Genomic DNA, 22482 nt, shown 5'->3' with positions numbered 1-22482 from the left:
TTCGGCGTTCAGGCCGTCTGAAAGGTTTGGGCTTCGTCGAAGCTTGGTTTTCAGACGGCCTGCGCCGTGGTGTTTAAAACAGGTTGTCCATGTCGGAAGAGGGTTGGCGCTTGGGCACGTGTTTTTCCGTTTTGGGCTTTTCGGGCTTGGGCTTGTTGATGGGTTCCAAAACGGTTTCGCCGCTGTTTTTCGTTTTGTTGACCGGTTCGAGAACGGTTTCCTGCACCGGTTTTTCTTCTTTTGCCGCCTCTTCTTTGGCCTTGGCTTTGGGCTTGGCCGGTTTGGCTGCGGCGGCGTCTGTCTGCGGGACGTCGGCTTCGGCGGCGGAGGCTTCGGTTTGCGCGGGCTGCTGCTGCGGCAGCGGGTTGCCTGCGGCGGGCGGGACGGCGGATGCGCCGTTGGGCGACCATACTTCCACTTTTTCCGGCTGTGGCGCGGCGGGCTGCGGCTGCTGCGGCGGGCGTTGCAGTTCGAGCCAGACGTTGATGAGCAGGGCGGCAACGGCAACGGCCAGCACGAACACAAATGCCCACAGGATTTTTCCTGCGCTCAGGAAGCCTTTTTTCTTTTTCTGCTGCGGCGTGCCGGGTAAGGGGTTTTCTTCGTTCATTTGCGTATTCTTCTAATCGGTTTGTTTATTTTTGCGGCGTGTAGTTTTGGTAGAGGGTGACGACTTTCTGCACGCCTGCAGTGGTGCTGACGCGCTGGGTGACGGCGGCCTGTTCTTCGGGCGTGAGGATGCCCATTGCGTAGGTGACGCCGTCGTAGGTGACGATTTTGACGCGGCCGGGGTAGACGCCGTTCACGCCCAGCATCATGGTTTTCACCTTTGTCGTGCTCCATGTGTCGGCGGAAATATTGCCGAAGGAGCGCGCCTGCGGGTTGACTTCGATGTAGTTGTATACCGCCTGCGCCGACTGCTCGGAACGCGCCACCTGTTCGACGAAGCGGCGTTCGGCTTCGGTGGCCACTTTGCCCAGGAGCAGGATGTGGCGGTTGTAGCTGACCACGCTCAGGTTGGGCGTGAAGCCGTCGGTTTGGTTGTTTTGCCGCAGGTAGGCGGCGGCGGTGTTTTTGACGCGCAACTCGATGATTTGGTCGTCGGCCTGCGCGCCGGTGGTGCGGCGGTCGATAACCGACGATGTGCCCGCCGCCGCGCCGCCGATAACGGCTGCGGCGCAGCCACCGAGCAACAGAGTGGAAACCAGGGCGGCAGACAGAGTTTTGATGGGGGGGCGGCTCATTTCCGTATCCTTTCGTAAAAGGCGTTTGCCGCGCAAACGCCTTGAAAATACACAGCGGCGCGTATTGTAGCGGGTATTGCCGCCGATGCGTAGGGGATGCGCAGGGTTTGTTGGCCGCCGTTTCCCTGCGGCGTGGAGGCCGTCTGAAAAAAGGCGGCGGGCGGATTTGGGTTTTAACTCCGTTGAAGCTTCGCTTTCAGACGGCCTTGTGATATAAGCCCGCCTGTTTTTCCGACCAACCCCAAACATACAAAGGATACAGAATCATGAGCACGCAAGACCTTTCCGGCAAAGTCGCCCTCGTTACCGGCGCCTCGCGCGGTATCGGTGCAGCCATCGCCGACACGCTGGCCGCCGCAGGCGCGAAAGTCATCGGCACGGCCACAAGCGACAGCGGCGCGGCTGCCATCGGCAATCGTTTGGCGCAATGGGGCGGCGCAGGCCGCGTTTTGGATTCCGCCGCGCCCGACACCATTGAAAACCTGATTGGCGAAATCGAAAAAGAGTTCGGCAAACTGGACATTTTGGTCAACAACGCGGGCATCACGCGCGACAACCTGTTGATGCGTATGAAAGAAGAAGAGTGGGACGACATCATGCAGGTCAACCTCAAATCCGTGTTCCGTGCCAGCAAAGCCGTGTTGCGCGGCATGATGAAGCAGCGCGGCGGCCGCATCATCAGCATCACTTCGGTGGTGGGCGCAATGGGCAACGCGGGGCAGGCCAACTACGCCGCCGCCAAAGCGGGCTTGATCGGTTTTTCCAAATCACTCGCCCGCGAAGTGGGTAGCCGCGGCATCACGGTCAACTGTGTCGCACCCGGCTTTATCAATACCGACATGACCCGCGCCCTGCCGGAAGAGACGCGCAAGATGTTTGAAGCGCAAACCTCGCTGGGCAGATTCGGCGACGCGCAGGACATCGCCGATGCAGTGCTGTTTCTCGCGTCCGATCAGGCCAAATACATCACCGGCCAAACGCTGCACGTCAACGGCGGTATGCTGATGCCTTGATTTGCTTTCTTGTTAAAGATTAGGAGAGGCCGTCTGAAAGCTTGTTCAGACGGCCTCTTTGCTTTTTCATACAAATATTTACGCAATACCGTAAACATTTAATTGATTTAATTGCCCTTTGTCCGCCGCCGTCCTATACTGGCGGCCTTTCCAACCCGAACCGAAGAGGAGCAAACCGATGAGCAAATACGACCGCGACGAATTTGAAGCACGCAAAGCAGCCATGCTGGAAGAAATCCGCGCCGTGATGGACGATGTGGAAGCGTTGTACAGCCAGGGCGTGGAGCAGGGTACGGAAGAAATCGAAGAGCTGAAAAGCCGCTTGGGCGGCAAACTCGAAGCCGCGAAAAAGAAACTGCGTCACTTTGAAGAAGAAGCCTCCGAAACCTTCAAACGCCGCTCGGCCTACGCCAAAGAGAAATTCCGTCAGTTTGAAGACGAAGCGGGCGCGCAAATCAAGCGCCGCGCCAAGCAGGCCGACGAAGCCGTGCACGAAAAACCGTATTACGCCATGGGCTTTGCCGCGCTGGCAGGCTTGGTAGTCGGCGTGCTGCTGAACCGCCGTTAAACGCAGGCAGACAGAGGCCGTCTGAAAACCCTTTCAGACGGCCTCTCTTTACAACTTCCGACACTCGGAGCGACGATGGGTATCAGACAAGAAATCGACCATGCCAAAAACCTGTTCGACAAAGGAACGGATCTGCTGCTCTTGCGCCTGCAAATGCTGGCGTTGGATTTGTCGGAGCAGGCGGAAAGCACCTTCGCCATCATGCTGTCGCTGCTGTTGGCGGCGGTGATGCTGTTTGCCGCCGTGCTGGCCGCCCTGTTCGGCCTCAACCGCCTGCTCGGCGACGCTTGGGCAGTGGGCGTGTTTTTCGCCATAACGGCATTCTGCCTGCTGGCGGCGTTTCTGTTTTTCCGCCGCATCGGCGCGGCGTGGCGCAAACAGCGTGCCGACTTGTCCGCCGCCGTGGCGGCCGTCCGCGACGACATCGCCTGCCTGCGCGGCGAAACGGCGGCAAAGGAGCGTGGTGATGAATGAGCGGCAGCGGCAGGCACGCGAACTGCTGGAACTGGAAATCAAACTGGCACGGCTGCGCGTGCAGGCCGCCCGCATCAAACGGCAGCAGGCGCGGCAGGACGGCAGCCGCAGGCGCGCCGAATGGTTGGCGCTGGCGGAAACCGTCGCCGCTGCGGCCGCAGACGGCTGGGGGCGCAAAGCCGCCTTCGCCGCCGCGCCGCGCAAATCGCGCTGGCTGTGGCTCGCTGCCTGGGCGGCCTGGCAGTTTGCGCGGCAGAGGGCGGCGGAGCGTTACGGCAAATCCCATTAGGCCGTCTGAAAGCCTTGTTTGCCACGCCCGATGCGGCGAACCGGTTGGAACCCCATGACGAATCGGGCAAAATGCCGCCGCAGCCGCACGGCGGCATTTCCATACATTTTTATCATCGAATTTGGAGAAAAGACATGACAAGCCGTACCGAACGCGACCTGTTGGGCGAGCGCCAAATCCCCAACTATGCCTATTGGGGCATCCACACCCTGCGCGCGGTGGAAAATTTCCGCATTTCCGAACGCAGGATTTCCGACATTCCCGAATTCGTGCGCGGCATGGTGATGGTGAAACAGGCCGCCGCCCGCGCCAATGCCGAGCTGGGCGTGTTGTCTGCCGAAGTCGCGCAGGCCATAGACCGTGCCTGCGGCGAAGTGTTGGAAAAAGGCCGCTGCCTCGACCAGTTCCCGTCCGACGTTTATCAGGGCGGCGCGGGTACGTCGGTGAACATGAACACCAACGAAGTCATCGCCAACCTCGCCTTGGAAATCCTCGGCCACGCCAAAGGTAGCTACGGCATCATCGACCCGATGGACCATGTCAACGCCAGCCAGTCCACCAACGACGCCTACCCCACCGGCCTGCGCCTTGCCGTGTATAACAGCGCCGCCGCCCTGCTGGAAAAAACAGGCCGTCTGAAAAACGCCTTCGAGGACAAGGCCGCAGCCTTTAAAGACGTGCTGAAAATGGGGCGCACCCAGTTGCAGGACGCCGTGCCCATGTCGCTGGGCGCCGAATTTGCCGCCTTCGCCCGCTGGCTGGCAGACGAAGAGGCCAACTTGCAACGCAATATCGACCTGCTTTTAACCGTCAATCTCGGCGGCACCGCCATCGGCACCGGCGTCAACACCCCCGCAGGCTATGCGCCGCTGGCCGTGGCCAAACTGGCCGAAATCAGCGGCCTGCCGTGCACCCTGTCGCCCGATTTGGTTGCGGCCACGCCCGATTGCGGCGACTACGTCAGCGTCCATGCCGCGCTGAAACGTCTGGCGGTGAAGCTGTCCAAAATTTGCAACGATCTGCGCCTGCTCTCCTCCGGCCCGCGCGCCGGCCTGAACGAAATCAACCTGCCGGAAATGCAGGCCGGCTCGTCCATCATGCCCGCCAAAGTCAACCCCGTGATTCCCGAAGTGGCCAACCAGGTCTGCTTCAAAGTCATCGGCAACGACACCGCCGTCGCCTTCGCCGCCGAAGCGGGGCAGCTCCAACTCAACGTGATGGAACCCGTTATCGCCCAAGCCCTGTTTGAAAGCATCGAACTGCTCGGCAACGCCTGCACCTCCCTGGCCGACAAATGCGTCGACGGCATCACCGCCAACCGCCAAACCTGCGCCGATTACGTTTTCAACTCCATCGGCATCGTCACCTACCTCAACCCTTTTATCGGCCACCACAACGGCGACAAAGTCGGCAGAATCTGCGCGCAAACCGGCAAAAGCGTGCGCGAAGCGGTGCTGGAACTCGGCCTGCTGGATGCGGCGCAGCTCGACGACATCCTGTCGCCCGCCAACCTGATGAACCCGCAATACAAGGCGGTGACAGCGGGTTAAGCTGCCGATTGGCATAAAACCGCTTCAAAGGCCGCCTGAAAAGCATTTCCCGCTTTTCAGACGGCCTTTTTATGCGGATAGGGCAGAAAATAGCCGAAAAGTTCATTGTTAAATACCGTTAATCATAAAAATGAACCGTTTATCTGTTAACGAGTCACCCGTACAAGAGAAGCCGCTATGATGCGCGTCGTCTGATAGATATTTGCTTTTCTAGCAAGTAAGTGAGTAAGACATTTTCCCCGTAATGTGTTTGGCCGCCTGTTTTTGCAGGTGGCATTTTTTTGTCCGTAATTTTCCCCGAAGCCGTTTTTCAGACGGCCTTTTCCGACTACGTCCGATTACAAATTTGCTATAATCCGCCGGTTTTTATTTCCGCAAACCCACAAAACAAAAGGATTCAGACATGGGCATCAAAGTTGCCATCAACGGCTACGGCCGCATCGGCCGCCAAGTATTGCGCGCCATCTACGACTACAACCTGCAAGACCGACTGGAAATCGTCGCCGTCAACGCCAGCGGCGGCATCGAAACCAATGCCCACCTCACCAAATTCGACACCGTACACGGCCGCTTTGCCGCCGATGTTTCCCACGATGAAAACCACCTCATCATCAACGGCCGCAAAATCCCCTACTTCTCCACCCGCAACCCGGCCGAGCTGCCGTGGAAAGAACTCGGCGTGGATTTGGTAATGGAATGCACCGGCGCCTTTACCAGTAAAGCCAAAGCGCAAGTCCATCTTGAGAGCGGCGCGAAGAAAGTGCTGATTTCCGCCCCCGGCGGCGACGATGTCGATGCCACCGTTGTTTACGGCGTCAACGATGATGTGATTACCGACGACATGACCGTGATTTCCAACGCCTCCTGCACCACCAACTGCCTTGCCCCCGTGGCCAAAGTGTTGAGCGAAAGCGTCGGCATCGTCAAAGGCGCGATGACCACCATCCACGCGCTCACCAACGACCAAACCGTCACCGACGTGCGCCACAAAGACCTGCGCCGCGCGCGCAGCGGCGTGGAAAACATGATTCCCACCAAAACCGGCGCGGCCAAAGCCGTCGGCCTCGTACTGCCCGAACTCAAAGGCAAGCTCGACGGCCTCGCCATCCGCGTGCCCACCGTCAACGTATCGCTGGTCGATTTGAGCTTCCAAGCCGGACGCGACACTTCCGCCGACGAAATCAACGCGCTGATGAAAGCCGCCGCCGAAGAAGGCCGTCTGAAAGGCGTGTTGGCGTACAACACCCTGCCGCTGGTGTCCACCGACTTCAACCACACCACCGTCGCCAGTAGCTTTGATGCCACGATTACCAAAGTCGTCGACGGCAATATGGTGAAAGTGTTCGCCTGGTACGACAACGAATGGGGCTTCAGCTGCCAGATGCTGCGTACCGCCCTGCGTATGACCGGCCAGGACGTGCCCGAATTCGCATAAGCCCGCGCTGCGGCAGAGATGAAGAGGCCGTCTGAAAGCCTGAAACGGGGTTTTCAGACGGCCTTTGTTTCACTATATAAAGGATGCATTGATGGACAAAAACTTTTCGTGGCGGCGTTTCCTGCTCAGGCGGCTGAACATTTTGGCCGTTTTGTCTCTGGCTGCCTGCATTGCCGGCCAGTTGGGCGGCCTGCACTGGTTTGCCGGACTGTTCGGCCATTTCATGCCGCATTACGCGGCCGTATTCCTGCTTGCCGCGCTGTTTTGTCCGGGACGGCGGCGGCTGTTGTGGGCGGTTTGTGCGGCGGGTGCGGCGCTTTGGCTGATGCAGCCTTTTGTTCTCGAGAGACCGTCTGAAACGCGGCGCAGCCTGATTTGGTACAACGTCCATCTCGACAATCCGCAGGCAGCGGCGGAAACGGCCGCGCTTTTGGCTGCCGCGCCCGATATGCTGGCTTTGGCGGAAATCGATACGGCCGACGGGGGCTGGGCACAGCTGCGCCACCGTTATCCCTACGGCTGCGAACGCGAATCCGATAGCCCGTTTGCCCTTGCCCTGTGGAGCAGGCGGCCGCTGGATGCCTGCGAGGTGCGTTTTTCCGGCGATTATCCCTATATCCGCGCCCTTGTCGGTGACACTGCCGTTTACGCCCTCCATCCGCCGCCGCCGGTTGGCGGAGCGTTGGCACGGGACAGGGACGCATATCTGGCCGAAACCGCCCGCCTGATGGCTGCGGAAGACAGGGTGCTGGCCGTGGGCGATTTGAACGACAGCCCTTTTTCGCCCACCTTCCGCCGCTTTGCCGCCGCCGCAGGCCTTGCACCGCAGATGCGCTTTTACACGCCGACATGGCGGCCGTTTTTCCTTCAGATCGACCATGTTCTGACGCGCGGCACCGCCGCAGCGGTGCATCCTATGCCGTGGCGGCATTCCGACCACCGCGCTTTGTCGGTCGTCTGGTAGTTTGTTTGCGGCAAGGCCGTCTGAAAGCTTCTTTCAGACGGCCTTTGTGTTGTGCCGATACAAAAATCTGCGGCTTGCTGCCTTGTATTTTCTGTGTTGTTTATATGCCCGAACTTTGCGAATGGGGCTTGTCGGGCATAAATGCCTGACCTGCAAACTGGTTGTTTGTCCGGCAGTCAAATAAAGAGGCCGTCTGAAAGCCCGAAACGGGGTTTTCAGACGGCCTCTTCGGTTTGGCGGACGGTATTGCCGCCGCGTCAGCGTTTCACGCCGCTCAGGCGCGCCCAGCCTTCGTCTGTGGCAACGGGATCGAGGTCGAACCAGCGGCCGTAGATTTCCGACAATTCCTGCGCCTGGTCGGCCAAAAGTCCCGAAAGGACGATGCGGCCGCCGCTTTTGGTGCGGGCGGCGAGCATTTCGCCGAGCATACGCAGCGGGTTGGCGAGAATGTTGGCGACGACGACGTCGTATTGTCCCGGCGGCAGTTCGTCGGGCAGATAGAAGCGCGCCGCCGTGTTGTTTTGTTCGGCGTTGGCTTTGGCGGCGGCAACGGCCTGCGGGTCGATATCCACGCCGTCGGCGGCGCGTGCGCCGAGTTTGAGGGCAGCGATGGCGAGGATGCCCGAGCCGCAGCCGTAGTCCAACACGCTTTCGCCGCCTTGCAGTTCGTTATCCAGCCATTGCAGGCACAGGCGGGTGGTGGGGTGGCTGCCCGTGCCGAAGGCTAGGCCGGGGTCGAGTTGCAGGTTGACGGCCTTACTGTCGGGCGCGTCGTGCCAAGAGGGCGTAATCCACAGGCGCTCGGAAATTTTGATGGGGTCGAACTGTGCCTGCGTCAGCCGCACCCAGTCCTGTTCGGGCAGAAGTTCGGTGCGGTAGGGCGGCGCGGGGATGTCGAGCGAGGCGGCGGCGGCGGCCACAACGGCGGCCACGTCGTCGTTTTCGGCAAACAGCGCCAGCACTTTGCTGTTTTGCCAAACCTGTTCGGCGGGCATGCCCGGTTCGCCGAAAATGGCCTGCTCTTCGTCCGTACCCGCGTAGGCGTCTTCGATGGCGGCGGAGAGTGCGCCGTGCGCCATCAGCGCGTCGGACAGGGGTTCGGCGATCAGTTCGTTAACGATAAAGGTGGTTTGCTGGTAGGACATGGTCGGGCTTTCAATCGGGGTTGGAATGGAGAGGCCGTCTGAAAAAGGCAAAACGGTGTTTCAGACGGCCTCAAACAAGGAAAATCTCAAAAATCGCCCCACAGCGTCTGCATCGCGGCGAGGGCGGCGACGGGGGCGGTTTCGGTACGCAGCACGCGGCGGCCGAGGGTGACGGCGGCGAAGCCTGCGGCGGTGGCGGTGGCTTCTTCCTGTTCCGTCCAGCCGCCTTCGGGGCCGACGGCAAGGACGGCGTGCCGTGTCGGCGGCAGAGTGCGCAGACCGGTGCCGTTGCGCGGGCTCATCAGCAGGCGGGTGCCGCCTGCGGGCAGCAGCGCGAGCGCCTGCGTGAAAGGCAGCAGCGGGCGGATGGCGGGAACGGTGTCGCGCCCGCTCTGCTCGCAGGCGGCCACGGCGATTTCCTGCCAGCGCGCCACCCGCTTGGCCGCGCGTTCGCCGTCAAGCCGCGCCACCGAGCGGGTGCTGGTGACGGGGAAAATTTCGTTCACGCCCAATTCGACGCTTTTCTGCACGATAAAGTCCATTTTCTCGCCCGCCGACACGGCCTGAACCAGCGTGACCGACAGCGGCGATTCGCTTTCAGACGGCCTCTCGGCCAGAATCCGCGCATCCGCTTCGCGTTTGCCGATGTGTTCGAGCACGGCCGGATAAGCGAAGCCGCCGCCGTTGAACAAAACGATTTCTTCGCCCGCGCGGCAGCGCAAAACGTGCAGATGGCGCACCACGGCGGGCGGCAGGGAAACGGACGCGCCCTCAGTGAGGGCGGCATCGACAAAGAAGCGGGGCATAAGCGGTAAAAATCGGTTAATATAGCCCGCGATTATACAGGTGCGGCGCGCAATGCACAGCGCGCGCCGCCGCGCAGACAGGCCGTCTGAAAACCTTCGGGCGGCCTGTACGGATAAAGGACGGCAATAGTGTTGCAACAACTACAAACGCTGGTGAAACACATCGCGCACACCGAAGTGATGCCGCGCTTTCTCACGGCGGCCGCCAGCGAGAAGGCCGACGGCAGCATTCTGTCGGAAGCCGATTTGGCGGCGCAGGCCGCTTTTTCAGACGGCCTGCGGCAGATTGCCGACTGCCCGATGCTCGGCGAGGAAATGGCCGAACAGGCGCAGCGCGACTTGTGGCTGCACAACCACGACGCGCTGTGGGTGGTCGACCCGATAGACGGCACCACTAATTTCGTCAACGGTTTCCCCCACTTCGCCCTCTCCGCCGCCCTGCTGCGGCAGGGCAGACCCGAAATCGGCGTTATCTACAACCCCGTGTCCGACGAATGCTTTTACGCGCAGGCAGGGCAGGGCGCGTTTCTCAACGGTCGTTGTCTGCCGCTGGCGCTGCGCGAAAAAAAACTCCACCGCGCCATTGCCGGCGTGGAAATCAAATACCTGCGTTCGGGCAAACTCTCCAGCCGCATGAGCACCCTCTCGCCCGTGGGCAGCATCCGCAACATGGGCAGTAGCACGCTCGACTGGTGCTACCTCGCCGCCGGACGCATGGACGTATACGTCCACGGCGGCCAGAAACTGTGGGACTACGCGGCAGGATCGCTGATTTTCAGCGAAGCGGGCGGCTGTCTCGCCACGCTGGAAGGCGACGATTTTTGGAGCGGGCAGCACGTCTTCCAGCGCTCGGTCATTGCCGCCGCCAGCCCGCAGCTGTTCGAGCCGTGGCTCAAATGGATACGCAGCAACCAGTAATCCTGCAAACCGTCTGTTCTTGTTAAGATGCAAAAAATTGCATACGGCGGCGCAAGCCCTTATAATGCGCTCCATCAATCGGGTCTAATCCCTGCCCGGTTGATGTTTTCTATGACGTTTTCCCATAATGTATTTGGCCGCTCATTTTTGAGCGGCATTTTTTTGTCTGTTTTCAAACTATTTGCACCGTTTGTTTGAAAAATGCGCCATTTGTCGGAAAAGCGGTTTATAATGGCATCGCCTCAACGGTCGGAAACAGACCGCAGGCATCAGACAAACAAATATTACGGGGTAAAATATGAAAAAACTATTCGCACTGCTGCGCGCGGAGTGGCACGCGGCCGTTGATCCGAAAAGCATCGTGCTGCGCGACTACGGCGATTTGAAAACACACGCCAAAGCGCTGAAACTGTTGAGCGCCGAAGAGCGTGAGACGCTGCTGGAATTTGTGACGCAGGCGGAAATCGGCCGCCAGACTGGGCGCGACACCGCCGCCCGCTACGGCATTACCGTCGGCGAGGCCATCGAGCACCAGCATATGATGGACGACATCGAATCGTCGGTTGCATCGTTTGTGATGTAACGGAATGCACAGAGGCCGTCTGAAAGCCCGAATCGGGGTTTCAGACGGCCTCTTGCCGTGTGCCGCTGTTATTGACACCGTTGTGGCGGCGCGGGGTGGAGTTTAAAAGCGTCAGGCCGTCTGAAACTTGGTTTTCAGACGGCCTCAAAGCGGCTGCGGCTCAGCCGCCGTATTCCTGCCACAGGGTTTCCTGCAAGCTATGCGCTTCTTCGGCGGCTTCGGCGCGGACGTAGCTGCCGTCGGGCTGCATGATCCAGGCTTGGCAGTTGTCTTCCAACGCCAGCGTCAGCCCTTCGCGGATAACGCGCGCTTTGAGCTGCGGGTTTTCGATCGGGGTGCAGGTTTCGATGCGGCGGAAGAAGTTGCGTCCCATCCAATCGGCGCTGGAAATATAGGTGTCTTCCGCGCCGTTATTGTAGAAATAGTAGACGCGGGCGTGTTCGAGCTGGCGACCGATGATGGAGCGCACGCGGATGTTGTCCGACAGGCCGGGCACCTGCGGGCGCAGGGCACACATGCCGCGCACGATAAGGTCGATTTGCACGCCCGCAGCGCCGGCTTCGTAGAGGGCGTCGATGATGCCGGTTTCGATGAGCGAATTGAGTTTGGCGACGATGCGGGCGGGGCGTCCGGCTTTGGCGTGCTCCGTTTCGCGGCGGATGCCTTCGAGCAGCATTTGGTGCAGGGTGAAGGGGCTTTGGTAGAGGGTGTTCAGACGGCCGGGTTTGCCCAGTCCTGTGATTTCCATGAACAAAGTGTTCACATCGGCGGTGATGTTTTCGTCGGCGGTGATGAGGCCGAAGTCGGTGTAGATGCGCGAGGTGCCCTGGTGGTAGTTGCCCGTGCCGAGGTGGGCGTAGCGTTTCAGACGGCCTTCTTCGCGGCGGATGACGAGTGCCATTTTGGCGTGCACTTTGTAGCCGAACACGCCGTAAACGACGTGCGCGCCCGCGTCTTCGAGGCGCTGCGCCCAGTTGACGTTGTTGGCTTCGTCGAAACGCGCCATCAGTTCGACGACGACGGTGACCTGTTTGCCCGCCAGCGCGGCGTTCATCAGGGCTTTGGCCAGCTCGGAAGTCGTGCCGGTGCGGTAAATCGTCATTTTGACGGCGACGACGTCGGGATCGGCAGCGGCTTCGCGGATGAGGCGGACGACGGGTTCGAAGGATTGGTAGGGATGGTGCAGCAGGATGTCCTGGCGCGCGGCGGCGTCGAGTATCGAGCGGTCTTTTTTCAGCGGCGCGGGCACGCTGCCGGTGCGCGGGGCGTATTTGAGGTCGGGACGGCCGACCATGTCGGGCACGGCCATCAGGCGCACGAGGTTGACGGGGCCTTCGACTTGGTAGAGGTCGGCGGGTGTGAGGCGGAAATGGCCGAGCAGGAATTCGCACAGCTGCGGCGGGCAGGTGTCGGCCACTTCGAGGCGCACGCCGGCGCCGTATTCGCGGTCGTGCAGCTCGCTTTCGATGGCGGCGCGCAAGTTGGTGAGGTCTTCTTCGTCGACGGTCAGGTCGCTGTCGCGTGTGAGGCGGAACTGGTGGCAGCCTTTCACTTCCATGCCGGGGAAAAGCAGGTAGACGTATTCGTGCAGGATGGACGACAAAAAGACAAAGCCGTCTTCGCCGCCGCAGAGTTCCGACGGCAGTTTCACCACGCGCGGCAGGATGCGCGGCGCTTGGACGATGGCCATGCCCGAGGAGCGGCCGAAGGCGTCGCGGCCTTCGAGCTCCACGGCGAAATTGAGCGATTTGTTGAGCGGGCGGGGGAAGGGATGGGCGGGGTCAAGGCCGATCGGGGTGAGTATCGGCCACAGTTCGCGGTCGAAATAGCTTTTGATCCAGGCGCGCTGATCGGCCGTCCAGTTGCGGCGGCGGTAGAAATGGATGCCTGCCTGTCCGAGCGCGGGTTGCAACTCGTTGTTGAACAGGGCGTATTGTTCGGCAATCAGGCGGTGCGCTTCTTCCGAGGCGGCGGCCATGGTTTCGGCGGGCGTCAGGCCGCTGTCGAGCAGGCGGGCGGGGTTGCGCTTGTGTTCGCGCCGCAGCCAGGCCATGCGCACTTCGAAAAATTCGTCCAGATTCGACGACACGATGCACAAAAAACGCAGCCGCTCCAAGAGCGGCACGCGCACGTCCTGCGCCTGTGCCAGCACGCGGCGGTTGAAGGCGAGCAGGCTCAGTTCGCGGCAGAGAAAACGGTCGGATCGGGGCATGGCGGTCTCCTTTTTGTCTGTTGTCGTTCTGTTCGGATTTTTCGGGAAAACGGCGGCGGCGCACCGTTTTCAGAGGCTGTCAGTATAAGTCGCGCGGCGGTGTTTTGCCAGCGGGAGGCCGTCTGAAACGGGCTTCGGGGCGTATGCCGTTTGTTTGAAAGTATGACATACGTCAAACATTCTTTTTCGCTGCATGATTTACAATAGCGGTTTTTTGCGGGCGCAAGGTGTCCTTTAAAAAACCATTCCAATAAGGAGATGTCGATGAGCATCAAACACGAAATACGGGATAACGAAATTTTTGTCTTCGGCTCGAACAAGGCCGGAAAACACGGCTTGGGCACCGCCCTTACCGCGCGGATGAAATACGGCGCGGAAATGGGGCAGGGCTTCGGTTTGCAGGGGCAGTCGCTGGCGATACCGGTGAAGGACGAGCAGCTCAAGCTGCTGCCGCTGGAAGAAATCCAAAGCTATGTCGATCTGTTTGTCGAGTTTGCCAAAACCAATTTCGACAAGCGCTTTTTCGTAACGCCCGTGGGCACGGCGCTGGGCGAATACGGCGCGGCCGATATCGCACCGCTGTTTAAAAACGTTTCCGACAACTGCCGCCTGCCGCCGGAATGGGAAGACATTATCAAGGGGCTGTGAGGCCGTCTGAAAAAAGCACAGCAAGGCAAGAGGCCGTCTGAAAGCGCATTTGCGGGTTTCAGACGGCCTCTTCGTATGGCGGGATGCCTGGGGAAGGGAAAAAAGCTTACAGGCCGTCTGAAAACGTAGTTTCAGACGGCCTGTAAGGTTTATTGCGGCTCTTGCGGCACATAGCCTGCGACGGAATCGGCGCCGTCGCCGAAGAAGTAGTTTTCCATCTGCTGCGCCAGATATTCGCGCGCGCGCGGGTCGGCGAGGCTGAGGCGGTTTTCGTTGATGAGCATGGTTTGGTGGCGCGTCCAGGCCATCCATGCTTCCTGGGAGACGTTTTCGAAAATGCGTTTGCCCAGTTCGTTGGGCAGCGGCGGGAATTTCATGCCTTCGGCTTCTTTGCCGAGTTTCACGCAGTGAACCATGCGGGTCATTTTCTTTCCTTTTTTGCGGGTTTCAAACGCGCGGATTCTAGCCCACGGGCGGGGTTTTGTATAGGAAGGGCGGCGGGCGTTTCAGACGGCCTGATCGGTTTTTTCGCACAAAAAGTCGATAAAGCTTCGTACTTTGGCGCTGAGAAAGGTGCGGTTGGGGTAGGCGGCGTAGAGGGTGGCGGCGAAGATGTGCCAGTCGGGCAGCAGGCGTACGAGGCGGCCGCTTGCCAGGTCTTGCCGCGCCGTCCATTCGGGCAGGTAGCCTAGGCCGCAGCCGGCGAGAATCATTTTGTGCGTCATTTGGGTGTTGTCGCTGCGCACGGCGGCTTCGGGGCGCAGGGTATGGTGCTCGCGGCCGCGGCTGACGGTCAGGCTGTCGACGTCGGTGTAGGCGGGCAGTACGAAGGGATGGGCGGCGGCTTCCTGCGGGGTGGCGGGGGTGCCGTGTTCGGCCAGGTGTTCGGGGGCGGCGACGAGATAGAAGGGGATTTCGGCGAGCGGGCGCACGATCAGGCCGGGCGGCAGGCCGTCGGAGCTGACGCGCAGGGCGAGGTCTATGCCTTCGGCGATCAGGTCGGCTTTGCGGTTGGCGAGTATCAGATCAAGGCTGACTTGTGGGTAGCGGCGGCGGTATTCGGCGAGCCAGCTGCAGAACATGGCATTGGCAAACCACATCGGCATGGTGATTCTGAGCTGTCCCTGCGGGGTTTCGGCGCTGCCGGCGGCGCGTTCGGCGGCGGTGTCGAGGGTGTCGAGCGCTTCGGCGCAGCGGCGGTAGTAGGCTTCGCCCGCTTCGGTCAGGTTCAGGCTGCGGCTGCTGCGTTGCAGGAGCTTGGCGCGGACGTGGCGCTCGAGATGGGAAACGTGTTTGCTGGCCATTGCGGTGGAGATGCCGAGCTTTTCGGCGGCGCGGGTGAAGCTGCGCTGTTGCACCACTTCGCAGAAAACCCGAAGGCTCAAAAGGGTGTCCATGGTTTCTTATTGGGAAAGGTTGCGTCAACGGTGCGAGTATATATCCGCCGATATGCTTTATCTATAATGCGGCGTTTTACACACACGATAAGGATTATCCCGATGAATGCTTTAAACCGTTTCGCCCCCGCCGTGCTGTCGTTGCTGCGCATTGCTTCGGCCTATATGTTTATCCTGCACGGCACCGCCAAGTTTTTCTCTTTCCCCGTGGCTATGGGCGGCGGCGCGCCGTCGGGCATTTATCTGGCGGCGGCGATTTTGGAAGTGGGAGGCGGCTTGCTGCTGCTTTTGGGCTTGCTGACGCGTCCGGTGGCGTTTATTCTCTCGGGCCAGATGGCGGTGGCCTATTTTATGGCGCACGCTTCGCAGGGCAACGCGCTGTTCCCGATTGCCAACGGCGGCGAGTCGGCCGCGCTGTTCAGCTTTGTGTTCCTGTATCTGGCCGCAGCCGGCGGTGGCGCGTGGTCGCTGGACAAACTTTTCTGCAAAAACCGTTCCGAATAAGGAGGACGACATGTCTTACCAAACCCTGCAACAGGCGGCCGAAGCGCGCCGCTCGGTGTACGCCCTGAACAAAAACCTGCCGCTGCCGACGGGCGAAGTGGCGGCGATTGTCGAGCACGCGGTGCGCCACACGCCTTCGTCTTTCAATTCGCAGTCCACCCGCGCGGTGGTGCTGTTTGGTGCGGAACACGAAAAACTGTGGCAGTTTGCCGAAGACGCGCTGTGCGCCGTCGTGCCCGCCGAGTCTTTCGAGCCGACGGCGCAGAAACTGGCGATGTTTAAAGCCGCTGCCGGTTCGGTGCTGTTTTTTGAAGACCAAGACGTGGTGAAGGGCTTGCAGGAGCAGTTCCCCGCCTATGCCGAAAATTTCCCGGTATGGGCGGATCACGCCGACGCCATGCACCAATACGCGGTGTGGACGACGCTGGCCGCCGCCGGCATCGGCGCCAATCTGCAGCACTACAATCCGCTGATTGATGCTGCCGTTGCCCGCGAATGGAACATCCCCGCTTCGTGGACGCTGCGCGCGCAGCTGGTGTTCGGCGGCATCGCCGCGCTGGCGGGCGACAAAACCTTTGCGCCGCTGGATGGCCGCTTTAAGGTGTTCGGCGCGTAAACGGCGTTTGCCTGACACGAAGAGGCCGTCTGAAAACACCGATTCAGGGTTTTCAGACGGCCTCTTTGTGTTTCCCGTGCTGCAGACGGAAAACGGCGCAGCGCCTGCCCGTTTGCCGCAAGCCTTGTAGGCCGCCGATTCCGCATCAACGCGGGAAGGACGGCATTTTTTGTTTCGCTCCGTTGCAGCCCGTTTTCAGACGGCCTGAGAAGTAACGCGGGCGGTTTGAGGCCGTCTGAAAGCAAAATCCGCTTTCAGACGGCCTTTTCCTGACGGCTTATTTTTTCCGCTTCGCCCGCGGGTGCGCCGCGTCGTATACCTTGGCCATGTGGTCGAAATCGAGCTTGGTGTAAATCTGCGTCGCCGACAGGCTGCTGTGGCCGAGCAGCTCCTGCACGGCGCGGATGTCGCCCGCCGACTGCAACAGGTGGCTGGCGTAGCTGTGGCGCAGCATATGCGGGCTGATGTGCTGCGGACTGCCGCCCGCCGCCGCCCAGTCGCGCAGGCGGTTTTGCATTTGGCGGATGCTCAGGCGGCGGCCGTGGCGGTTGGTGAAGAGGGCGGTTTCGCCTGCGGCGGCGGCGCGCTGCGGCAGGTAGGCGGCGAGGGCGGCGGCGCTTTTGTCGGTGAGCGGCACTTGGCGGTGTTTGCCGCCTTTGCCGCGCACGGACACCCAGCCTTCTTCCGGCAGCACGTCGGCCAAGTCCAAGCCCTGCGCTTCGGCCACACGCAGGCCGCTGCCGTAGAGCAGTTCGAACAGCGCGAGGTCGCGGGCGGCGCAGGCATGGTCGGCGTCGGCAGCGCGGTCGAGCAGAGCGTTGAGCGGTTCGGCGTCCACCGCTTTGGGCAGCAGTTGCGGCGCTTTGGGCGCTTTCAGACGGCCTGCGGGGTTGGCATCGAGCAGGCCGAGGCGAACGAGGTGTTCGGCCAACTGCCGCCAGGCCGACAGTTGGCGCGCCATGCTGCGTTCGCCCAAGCCCTGCTGCGACAGTTTTTTCAATGCGGCGGCAAAGTCAGCGCGGCCGACGGCGTTTTCGTGGCGCGGCATGATGTCGGCCAGCTTGTCGAGGTCGCGGCGGTAGGCGGCGATGGTGTGCGGCGATTTGCGCTGTTGGCGCAGGGCGTCGAGATAGGCGGCGCGGTGCGACAGGAATTCTTCGGGAGTCATGGGCTGCGGAACAAAGGAGAAACGGCGGCAGGGTAGCAAAGCGGGGCGGCGGCGGGCAAGGGAGGCCGTCTGAAAATCGGGAAACGGGCTTTCAGACGGCCTCTTTTTGCTTTTCCGTTTTTTGTCTTGTGACGGAATCCGTGTGCGCGGCAGGGGAAAGGCCGTCTGAAAGGGAAGGCCGGATACGGGTCGGCGGTTTTTGCTGTATATTGCCGGCTTTTTTTGAAGGAAACACGATGACTCTGCCCGCCTGTCCGCAATGCGGCTCCGAATACACTTATGAAGACGGTGCCAATCTGGTCTGTCCCGAATGCGCCCACGAATGGAATCCGCAGGAAACGGCCGCTGCCGAGACCGATGCCGAGGTCAGGGATGCCAACGGTGCGGTGTTGCAAAACGGGGATACGGTGGTGCTGGTGAAGGATTTGAAAGTCAAAGGCAGTTCGATGGTGATCAAGCAGGGCACGAAGGTGAAAAACATCCGTTTGCAGGAGGGCGATCACAATATCGGCTGCAAAATCGACGGCAGTGCGATGAATTTGAAATCGGAGTTTGTGAAGAAAGCCTGACGGCGGTTTGCACCGACACAAACGGCAAAGGCCGTCTGAAAACCTGATTTGGGTTTTCAGACGGCCTTTTTGTTTTCAGACGGCCTTAACGGGCAGCCTTAACGCGCCAGATGTTTCAAATGCCCGTAGCCTGCCGCGTCCATCTCTTCCAACGGAATGAATTTCAGGCTCGCGCCGTTGATGCAGTAGCGCAGGCCGCCTTTGTCTTTGGGGCCGTCGGGAAACACGTGTCCCAAGTGTGAGTCGGCGGCGCGGCTGCGCACTTCGGTACGCACCATGTTGTAACTCAAATCGTTGTGCTCGGTTACAGCAGCGGCTTCGATGGGTTTGGTGAAGCTCGGCCAGCCGCAGCCCGAATCAAATTTGTCGGCGGAGGAAAACAGAGGCTCGCCGCTGACGATGTCCACATAGATGCCGGGTTTGAACAGGTGGTCGTATTCGTGGCTGAAGGCGTATTCGGTGGCGGCGTGCTGGGTTACTTCGTATTGCTCGCGGGTGAGCGTGCGCTTGAGTTCGGCATCGCTCGGTTTGTGGTAGGTGGCGGCGTTAAAGCCTTTGCCTTGCGGCGCGGCTTTGCCCGGCAGCGGCTCGTCGGCCTTGCGGATGTCGATGTGGCAGTAGCCGTTGGGGTTTTTAATCAGGTAGTCCTGATGGTATTCCTCGGCATCGTAGAAGTTTTGCAGCGCTTGGTTTTCTACCACGATGGGCTGGCTGTATTTTTTCTGCTCGCGCGCGAGGGCTTGCTCAATCACGGCTTTTTCGGCCGGGTCGGTGTAGTACACGCCGGTGCGGTATTGGATGCCGCGGTCGTTGCCCTGTTTGTTGAGGCTGGTGGGGTCGATAACGCGGAAGTAGTATTGCAGGATGTCGTCGAGGCTGAGTTTGTCGGCATCGTAGGTTACTTTTACCGTTTCGGCGTGGCCGCTGTTGTTGATGACGTCTTGATAGCTTGGGTTTTTCGTGTTGCCGTTGGCGTAACCCGATACGGCATCGGCCACGCCGTCGATGCGTTGGAAATAGGCTTCCAAGCCCCAGAAACAGCCGCCGGCCAGATAGATGGTTTTGGTATTCATGGGTTTGACTTTCGCTTTGTCTTGGGTGTTGAACTGCGTTTTCAGACGGCCTAAGTCGGCCTCGGGGTTGTCGATGAGCGCGAGCGCTTGGGCTTCGTTGATGCTGCCTTTGACGATGCGGGCGACGTTGCCGCTTTTGTCGAGTACTGCCCACGAGGGGTACACGCCGATGTTGAGGCTTTTGGCGATGGTGCCGCCGTGGTCTGTTACTACGGGCAGTTTGGGATAATTCAAGCCCGAATACCATTTTTGGAACTCGCCGTCTTTTTTCTCGCCGAGAAAACCGGGCGAGGCCACGGTAATCAGGTTGGCCGCTTGGAAACGCTGGTCCTGCGTCCATTTTTCGGTGTGGCCGAGTTCCGACAAACACAGCGGACACCAGCTTGCCCAAAATTTAATCAGCGTGGGCTTGTTTTTCGCCAACAGGCGCGGGGCGGGTTGGCCGTGCGAATCTTTCAGCTGCGAAAGCATCTGCGGCACGGGCGCGGCTTCGGCTGTTTGCGCGTGCGTCAGAAAAAACGCCAAAGCCGCCGCCGCTGCGCCCAACAGCAGTGCGGGTAGCCGGAAGGATGTTCGTTTTTGCATGGTCATACTCCTTTTTTGCGGTTCGGATGGGCGTTAGACGCGCAGGAGTGGCAAACCTTACAGAATTTCCGCGCCGCCGTAAAAAAATTTTTCAGACGGCCTTTTCGGGCGCGGAAAGCCTGCCGCTATAATTCCGCCCTTTGCATTTACCCAAGAGATTCCCACCATGAACATCACCGCCACCCTCGCCGCCGAGCTCTCCGCCACCGCCGCCCAAATCGAAGCCGCCGTTTCCCTCTTGGACGACGGCGCCACCGTGCCCTTTATCGCCCGCTACCGCAAGGAAGCCACGGGCGCTCTGGACGACACGCAGTTGCGCACGCTGGCCGAGCGTTTGCAGTATCTGCGCGAGCTGGAAGAGCGCCGCGCCGCCGTGCTCAAATCCATTGACGAACAAGGCAAACTTTCAGACGACCTGAAAGCCCAAATCGAAGCCGCCGACAACAAAACCGCGCTGGAAGATTTGTACCTGCCCTACAAACCCAAACGCCGCACCAAGGCGCAAACCGCGCGCGAACACGGTTTGCAGCCGCTGGCGGATTTGCTGTTGGGCGAACAGCCGCAAGACGTGGAAACCGCCGCCGCGCCGTTTGTGAATGATAATGTGCCCGATGCCAAAGCCGCGCTGGATGGCGCGCGCGCGATTTTGATGGAACAGTTTGCCGAAGATGCCGCGCTGATTGGCCGCCTGCGCGAAAAACTGTGGAACGAAGCCGAAATCCACGCGCAGGTTGTCGCGGGTGAAGAAGAAAAAGGCGAAAAATTCAAAGACTATTTTGACCACCGCGAAGCCGTGCGCGCCATGCCCAGCCACCGCGCGCTGGCGGTTTTGCGCGGGCGCAACGAAGGCGTGTTGAACATCGCGCTCAAATATCAAGCCGACGACACGCCGATTACCCAAGCGAGCGAATACGAGCAAATCATCGCCGCACAGTTTGGCGTGTCAGAAAATAATAAATGGCTGCGCGACACCGTGCGGCTGGCGTGGCGGGCGAAGATTTTTCTGTCGTTGGAACTTGAAGCCTTAGGTCGTCTGAAAGAAGCCGCCGACACCGACGCAATTACCGTGTTCGCCCGCAATCTCAAAGACTTGCTGCTCGCCGCGCCCGCCGGACGGCTGACCACTTTGGGTCTCGACCCCGGCTACCGCAACGGTGTGAAATGCGCCGTGGTGGACGACACGGGCAAGCTGCTGGATACGGTCATCGTCTATTTGCATCAAGAAAACAATATGTTGGCAACGCTGTCGCGCCTGATTAAACAGCACGGCGTGAAGCTCATCGCCATCGGCAACGGCACCGCCAGCCGCGAAACCGACAAAATCGCGGGCGAACTGGTGCGCGGAATGCCGGAAATGGGGCTGCACAAAATCGTCGTTTCCGAAGCCGGCGCATCGATTTATTCCGCGTCCGAACTGGCGGCGCGCGAATTCCCCGACTTGGACGTTTCCCTGCGCGGCGCGGTGTCCATCGCCCGCAGGCTGCAAGACCCGCTCGCCGAGTTGGTCAAAATCGACCCCAAATCCATCGGCGTGGGCCAGTATCAGCACGACGTGAACCAAAGCCAGCTCGCCAAATCGCTGGACGCGGTGGTCGAAGACTGCGTGAACGCCGTCGGCGTGGACGTGAACACCGCCTCTGCGCCGCTGCTCGCCCGCATTTCGGGGCTGAACGCCACGCTGGCGCAAAACATCGTCGCCTACCGCGACGAAAACGGCGCGTTCGACAGCCGCAAAAAATTGCTCAAAGTGCCGCGCCTCGGCGAAAAAACCTTCGAGCAGGCGGCAGGATTTTTGCGCATCAACGGCGGCAAAGAGCCGCTGGACGCGAGCGCCGTCCACCCCGAAGCCTATCCCGTCGTCGCCAAAATGCTGGCTCAACAAGGCATTACCGCCGCCGAACTCATCGGCAACCGCGAGCGCGTGAAGCAAATCAAAGCGTCCGATTTCACCGACGAACGCTTCGGCCTGCCGACCATTCTGGACATTCTGTCCGAGCTGGAAAAACCCGGCCGCGACCCGCGCGGCGAGTTTCAGACGGCCTCCTTCGCCGAAGGTATTCACGAAATCAAAGATTTAGAAATCGGCATGATTTTAGAAGGCGTGGTCTCCAACGTCGCCAACTTCGGCGCATTCGTCGACATCGGCGTACACCAAGACGGCTTGGTACACATCTCCGCCCTTGCCGACCGTTTCGTGCAAGACCCGCGCGAAGTGGTCAAAGCGGGGGACGTCGTCAAAGTCAAAGTGCTGGAAGTGGATGCCGCCCGCAAACGCATCGCCCTCACCATGCGCCTTTCAGACGACCCTGCATCAGGCGCAGGCAAAAGGCAGCCTGAAAACCGAAATACACGTTCCGACAACCGAAGCAGCCAGCGCCACAGCGGAAACAAAGCCCCGCAAAACAGCGCGATGGCGGATGCGTTTGCCAAGTTGAAGAGATAAGGCCGTCTGAAAAGGATAACCGGCAAAGTACATTTTTTAATTCAAATAGGAAAAATCGTGATGACAGAGCAGGAAATTAACGCTTTACTTCAGCAAGGTATTGATTTGTATGATCAAGGTCTGTTAAAAGAGGCAGTGGATATTTGGCGCAGTATCAAACGTGAAGATTCACCCGAACTATATGCAAAAGCTCAATTTAATCTCGGCGTTACTTTGGAAAAACGAGGAGATGACGAAGGAGCAATAGCTGCCTACCAAAACGTTAAGCATGAAGATTC

The 22482-nt window shown here is 60.1% G+C and carries 24 protein-coding genes; 15 read left to right on the top strand and 9 right to left on the bottom strand.

Annotated elements, in window-relative coordinates:
- Window positions 1-73 precede the first annotated feature (73 nt).
- Together ACLD9W_RS05100 and ACLD9W_RS05095 are read right to left on the bottom strand one after the other, a co-directional pair.
- The gene (locus ACLD9W_RS05100; RefSeq protein WP_410841006.1) at window positions 74-610 is read right to left on the bottom strand and encodes a hypothetical protein; all 537 of its coding nucleotides are present in this window, start codon (window positions 608-610) and stop codon (window positions 74-76) included.
- Between the two features lie 25 nt (window positions 611-635).
- Window positions 636-1244 carry a BON domain-containing protein gene (locus tag ACLD9W_RS05095; protein ID WP_410841005.1) on the bottom strand — a complete coding sequence of 203 codons (609 nt, stop codon included), beginning with the start codon at window positions 1242-1244 and terminating at the stop codon, window positions 636-638.
- A 266-nt stretch (window positions 1245-1510) separates the two neighbouring features.
- Between ACLD9W_RS05095 and fabG the strand changes: the two genes are divergently transcribed.
- The 7 genes from fabG to ACLD9W_RS05060 all read left to right on the top strand — a co-directional run bounded on the left by fabG (window position 1511) and on the right by ACLD9W_RS05060 (window position 7537).
- The gene (gene fabG, locus ACLD9W_RS05090) at window positions 1511-2257 is read left to right on the top strand and encodes a 3-oxoacyl-ACP reductase FabG (protein ID WP_410841004.1); all 747 of its coding nucleotides are present in this window, start codon (window positions 1511-1513) and stop codon (window positions 2255-2257) included.
- A gap of 178 nt (window positions 2258-2435) precedes the next feature.
- Window positions 2436-2825 carry a YqjD family protein gene (locus ACLD9W_RS05085; RefSeq protein WP_410841003.1) on the top strand — a complete coding sequence of 130 codons (390 nt, stop codon included), beginning with the start codon at window positions 2436-2438 and terminating at the stop codon, window positions 2823-2825.
- Between the two features lie 75 nt (window positions 2826-2900).
- Window positions 2901-3299: a phage holin family protein gene (locus ACLD9W_RS05080; RefSeq protein ID WP_410841002.1), complete on the top strand. Its 399-nt coding sequence runs from the start codon at window positions 2901-2903 to the stop codon at window positions 3297-3299.
- Window positions 3292-3588, top strand: a complete 297-nt coding sequence (locus ACLD9W_RS05075) for a hypothetical protein (RefSeq protein ID WP_410841001.1) — start codon at window positions 3292-3294, stop codon at window positions 3586-3588. The genes ACLD9W_RS05080 and ACLD9W_RS05075 overlap by 8 nt, the downstream gene beginning before the upstream one ends.
- Window positions 3589-3722: 134 nt before the next feature.
- Window positions 3723-5138, top strand: a complete 1416-nt coding sequence (aspA, locus tag ACLD9W_RS05070) for an aspartate ammonia-lyase (RefSeq protein WP_410841000.1) — start codon at window positions 3723-3725, stop codon at window positions 5136-5138.
- A gap of 403 nt (window positions 5139-5541) precedes the next feature.
- Entirely contained in the window at window positions 5542-6573 is a 1032-nt protein-coding gene (gap, locus tag ACLD9W_RS05065; protein WP_410840999.1) for a type I glyceraldehyde-3-phosphate dehydrogenase, read from the top strand.
- 91 nt (window positions 6574-6664) lie between these two features.
- Complete coding sequence (locus ACLD9W_RS05060; RefSeq protein WP_410840998.1) at window positions 6665-7537, top strand: endonuclease/exonuclease/phosphatase family protein; 873 nt, start codon at window positions 6665-6667, stop codon at window positions 7535-7537.
- Between the two features lie 257 nt (window positions 7538-7794).
- Here the strand turns inward: ACLD9W_RS05060 and prmA are convergent, their stop codons facing one another.
- Entirely contained in the window at window positions 7795-8682 is an 888-nt protein-coding gene (gene prmA, locus ACLD9W_RS05055) for a 50S ribosomal protein L11 methyltransferase (RefSeq protein ID WP_410840997.1), read from the bottom strand.
- A gap of 86 nt (window positions 8683-8768) precedes the next feature.
- A complete protein-coding gene (locus tag ACLD9W_RS05050; protein WP_410840996.1) occupies window positions 8769-9488 on the bottom strand; it encodes a 16S rRNA (uracil(1498)-N(3))-methyltransferase in 720 nt (239 codons plus the stop codon).
- A 129-nt stretch (window positions 9489-9617) separates the two neighbouring features.
- Between ACLD9W_RS05050 and ACLD9W_RS05045 the strand changes: the two genes are divergently transcribed.
- Window positions 9618-10406 (top strand): inositol monophosphatase family protein, encoded by a 789-nt coding sequence (locus ACLD9W_RS05045; protein ID WP_410840995.1) that lies wholly within the window; start codon window positions 9618-9620, stop codon window positions 10404-10406.
- 298 nt (window positions 10407-10704) lie between these two features.
- On the top strand, window positions 10705-10989 hold the full coding sequence (locus tag ACLD9W_RS05040; protein WP_410840994.1) for a hypothetical protein: 285 nt from the start codon (window positions 10705-10707) through the stop codon (window positions 10987-10989).
- A 160-nt stretch (window positions 10990-11149) separates the two neighbouring features.
- Here ACLD9W_RS05040 and ppk1 read toward each other — a convergent pair whose 3' ends face one another.
- Complete coding sequence (gene ppk1 / locus ACLD9W_RS05035) at window positions 11150-13201, bottom strand: polyphosphate kinase 1 (RefSeq protein ID WP_410840993.1); 2052 nt, start codon at window positions 13199-13201, stop codon at window positions 11150-11152.
- Window positions 13202-13465: 264 nt separating this feature from the next.
- Here ppk1 and ACLD9W_RS05030 point away from each other — a divergent pair, with 264 nt between their 5' ends.
- Window positions 13466-13849 (top strand): hypothetical protein, encoded by a 384-nt coding sequence (locus tag ACLD9W_RS05030; protein WP_410840992.1) that lies wholly within the window; start codon window positions 13466-13468, stop codon window positions 13847-13849.
- Window positions 13850-13998: 149 nt separating this feature from the next.
- Here the strand turns inward: ACLD9W_RS05030 and ACLD9W_RS05025 are convergent, their stop codons facing one another.
- Window positions 13999-14274: an oxidative damage protection protein gene (locus ACLD9W_RS05025; RefSeq protein WP_009425466.1), complete on the bottom strand. Its 276-nt coding sequence runs from the start codon at window positions 14272-14274 to the stop codon at window positions 13999-14001.
- 81 nt (window positions 14275-14355) lie between these two features.
- On the bottom strand, window positions 14356-15246 hold the full coding sequence (locus tag ACLD9W_RS05020) for a LysR family transcriptional regulator (protein WP_410840991.1): 891 nt from the start codon (window positions 15244-15246) through the stop codon (window positions 14356-14358).
- A 102-nt stretch (window positions 15247-15348) separates the two neighbouring features.
- Between ACLD9W_RS05020 and ACLD9W_RS05015 the strand changes: the two genes are divergently transcribed.
- Together ACLD9W_RS05015 and ACLD9W_RS05010 are read left to right on the top strand one after the other, a co-directional pair.
- Window positions 15349-15750 (top strand): DoxX family protein, encoded by a 402-nt coding sequence (locus tag ACLD9W_RS05015; protein ID WP_410840990.1) that lies wholly within the window; start codon window positions 15349-15351, stop codon window positions 15748-15750.
- A 10-nt stretch (window positions 15751-15760) separates the two neighbouring features.
- Entirely contained in the window at window positions 15761-16366 is a 606-nt protein-coding gene (locus tag ACLD9W_RS05010; protein ID WP_410840989.1) for a nitroreductase family protein, read from the top strand.
- 277 nt (window positions 16367-16643) lie between these two features.
- On the opposite strand, the gene ACLD9W_RS05005 is transcribed toward ACLD9W_RS05010, so the two are convergent.
- Window positions 16644-17534 (bottom strand): tyrosine-type recombinase/integrase, encoded by an 891-nt coding sequence (locus ACLD9W_RS05005; RefSeq protein ID WP_410840988.1) that lies wholly within the window; start codon window positions 17532-17534, stop codon window positions 16644-16646.
- A gap of 236 nt (window positions 17535-17770) precedes the next feature.
- Here ACLD9W_RS05005 and ACLD9W_RS05000 point away from each other — a divergent pair, with 236 nt between their 5' ends.
- Window positions 17771-18103 carry a zinc ribbon domain-containing protein YjdM gene (locus tag ACLD9W_RS05000; protein ID WP_410840987.1) on the top strand — a complete coding sequence of 111 codons (333 nt, stop codon included), beginning with the start codon at window positions 17771-17773 and terminating at the stop codon, window positions 18101-18103.
- Window positions 18104-18201: 98 nt separating this feature from the next.
- Here the strand turns inward: ACLD9W_RS05000 and msrAB are convergent, their stop codons facing one another.
- Complete coding sequence (msrAB, locus tag ACLD9W_RS04995; protein ID WP_410840986.1) at window positions 18202-19761, bottom strand: bifunctional peptide-methionine (S)-S-oxide reductase MsrA/peptide-methionine (R)-S-oxide reductase MsrB; 1560 nt, start codon at window positions 19759-19761, stop codon at window positions 18202-18204.
- A 166-nt stretch (window positions 19762-19927) separates the two neighbouring features.
- Between msrAB and ACLD9W_RS04990 the strand changes: the two genes are divergently transcribed.
- Both ACLD9W_RS04990 and ACLD9W_RS04985 read left to right on the top strand, forming a co-directional pair.
- Window positions 19928-22204 carry a Tex family protein gene (locus ACLD9W_RS04990; protein WP_410840985.1) on the top strand — a complete coding sequence of 759 codons (2277 nt, stop codon included), beginning with the start codon at window positions 19928-19930 and terminating at the stop codon, window positions 22202-22204.
- A gap of 60 nt (window positions 22205-22264) precedes the next feature.
- A partial coding sequence (locus ACLD9W_RS04985) for a tetratricopeptide repeat protein (protein WP_410840984.1) occupies window positions 22265-22482 on the top strand: 218 nt, incomplete at its 3' end.

The organism is Neisseria sp. WLZKY-1, assembly GCF_046546535.1.
Classification (GTDB): domain Bacteria; phylum Pseudomonadota; class Gammaproteobacteria; order Burkholderiales; family Neisseriaceae; genus Neisseria.
This window is presented reverse-complemented; position numbering and strand designations above follow the sequence as displayed.

Excerpts from the sequence above, each read along its gene's own strand:
- ACLD9W_RS05100 (WP_410841006.1), bottom strand. The coding sequence starts at position 610 with ATGAACGAAGAAAACCCCTTACCCGGCACGCCGCAGCAGAAAAAGAAA.
- ACLD9W_RS05095 (WP_410841005.1), bottom strand. The coding sequence starts at position 1,244 with ATGAGCCGCCCCCCCATCAAAACTCTGTCTGCCGCCCTGGTTTCCACT.
- fabG (WP_410841004.1), top strand. The coding sequence starts at position 1,511 with ATGAGCACGCAAGACCTTTCCGGCAAAGTCGCCCTCGTTACCGGCGCC.
- ACLD9W_RS05085 (WP_410841003.1), top strand. The coding sequence starts at position 2,436 with ATGAGCAAATACGACCGCGACGAATTTGAAGCACGCAAAGCAGCCATG.
- ACLD9W_RS05080 (WP_410841002.1), top strand. The coding sequence starts at position 2,901 with ATGGGTATCAGACAAGAAATCGACCATGCCAAAAACCTGTTCGACAAA.
- ACLD9W_RS05075 (WP_410841001.1), top strand. The coding sequence starts at position 3,292 with ATGAATGAGCGGCAGCGGCAGGCACGCGAACTGCTGGAACTGGAAATC.
- aspA (WP_410841000.1), top strand. The coding sequence starts at position 3,723 with ATGACAAGCCGTACCGAACGCGACCTGTTGGGCGAGCGCCAAATCCCC.
- gap (WP_410840999.1), top strand. The coding sequence starts at position 5,542 with ATGGGCATCAAAGTTGCCATCAACGGCTACGGCCGCATCGGCCGCCAA.
- ACLD9W_RS05060 (WP_410840998.1), top strand. The coding sequence starts at position 6,665 with ATGGACAAAAACTTTTCGTGGCGGCGTTTCCTGCTCAGGCGGCTGAAC.
- prmA (WP_410840997.1), bottom strand. The coding sequence starts at position 8,682 with ATGTCCTACCAGCAAACCACCTTTATCGTTAACGAACTGATCGCCGAA.
- ACLD9W_RS05050 (WP_410840996.1), bottom strand. The coding sequence starts at position 9,488 with ATGCCCCGCTTCTTTGTCGATGCCGCCCTCACTGAGGGCGCGTCCGTT.
- ACLD9W_RS05040 (WP_410840994.1), top strand. The coding sequence starts at position 10,705 with ATGAAAAAACTATTCGCACTGCTGCGCGCGGAGTGGCACGCGGCCGTT.
- ppk1 (WP_410840993.1), bottom strand. The coding sequence starts at position 13,201 with ATGCCCCGATCCGACCGTTTTCTCTGCCGCGAACTGAGCCTGCTCGCC.
- ACLD9W_RS05030 (WP_410840992.1), top strand. The coding sequence starts at position 13,466 with ATGAGCATCAAACACGAAATACGGGATAACGAAATTTTTGTCTTCGGC.
- ACLD9W_RS05025 (WP_009425466.1), bottom strand. The coding sequence starts at position 14,274 with ATGACCCGCATGGTTCACTGCGTGAAACTCGGCAAAGAAGCCGAAGGC.
- ACLD9W_RS05020 (WP_410840991.1), bottom strand. The coding sequence starts at position 15,246 with ATGGACACCCTTTTGAGCCTTCGGGTTTTCTGCGAAGTGGTGCAACAG.
- ACLD9W_RS05015 (WP_410840990.1), top strand. The coding sequence starts at position 15,349 with ATGAATGCTTTAAACCGTTTCGCCCCCGCCGTGCTGTCGTTGCTGCGC.
- ACLD9W_RS05010 (WP_410840989.1), top strand. The coding sequence starts at position 15,761 with ATGTCTTACCAAACCCTGCAACAGGCGGCCGAAGCGCGCCGCTCGGTG.
- ACLD9W_RS05005 (WP_410840988.1), bottom strand. The coding sequence starts at position 17,534 with ATGACTCCCGAAGAATTCCTGTCGCACCGCGCCGCCTATCTCGACGCC.
- ACLD9W_RS05000 (WP_410840987.1), top strand. The coding sequence starts at position 17,771 with ATGACTCTGCCCGCCTGTCCGCAATGCGGCTCCGAATACACTTATGAA.
- msrAB (WP_410840986.1), bottom strand. The coding sequence starts at position 19,761 with ATGCAAAAACGAACATCCTTCCGGCTACCCGCACTGCTGTTGGGCGCA.
- ACLD9W_RS04990 (WP_410840985.1), top strand. The coding sequence starts at position 19,928 with ATGAACATCACCGCCACCCTCGCCGCCGAGCTCTCCGCCACCGCCGCC.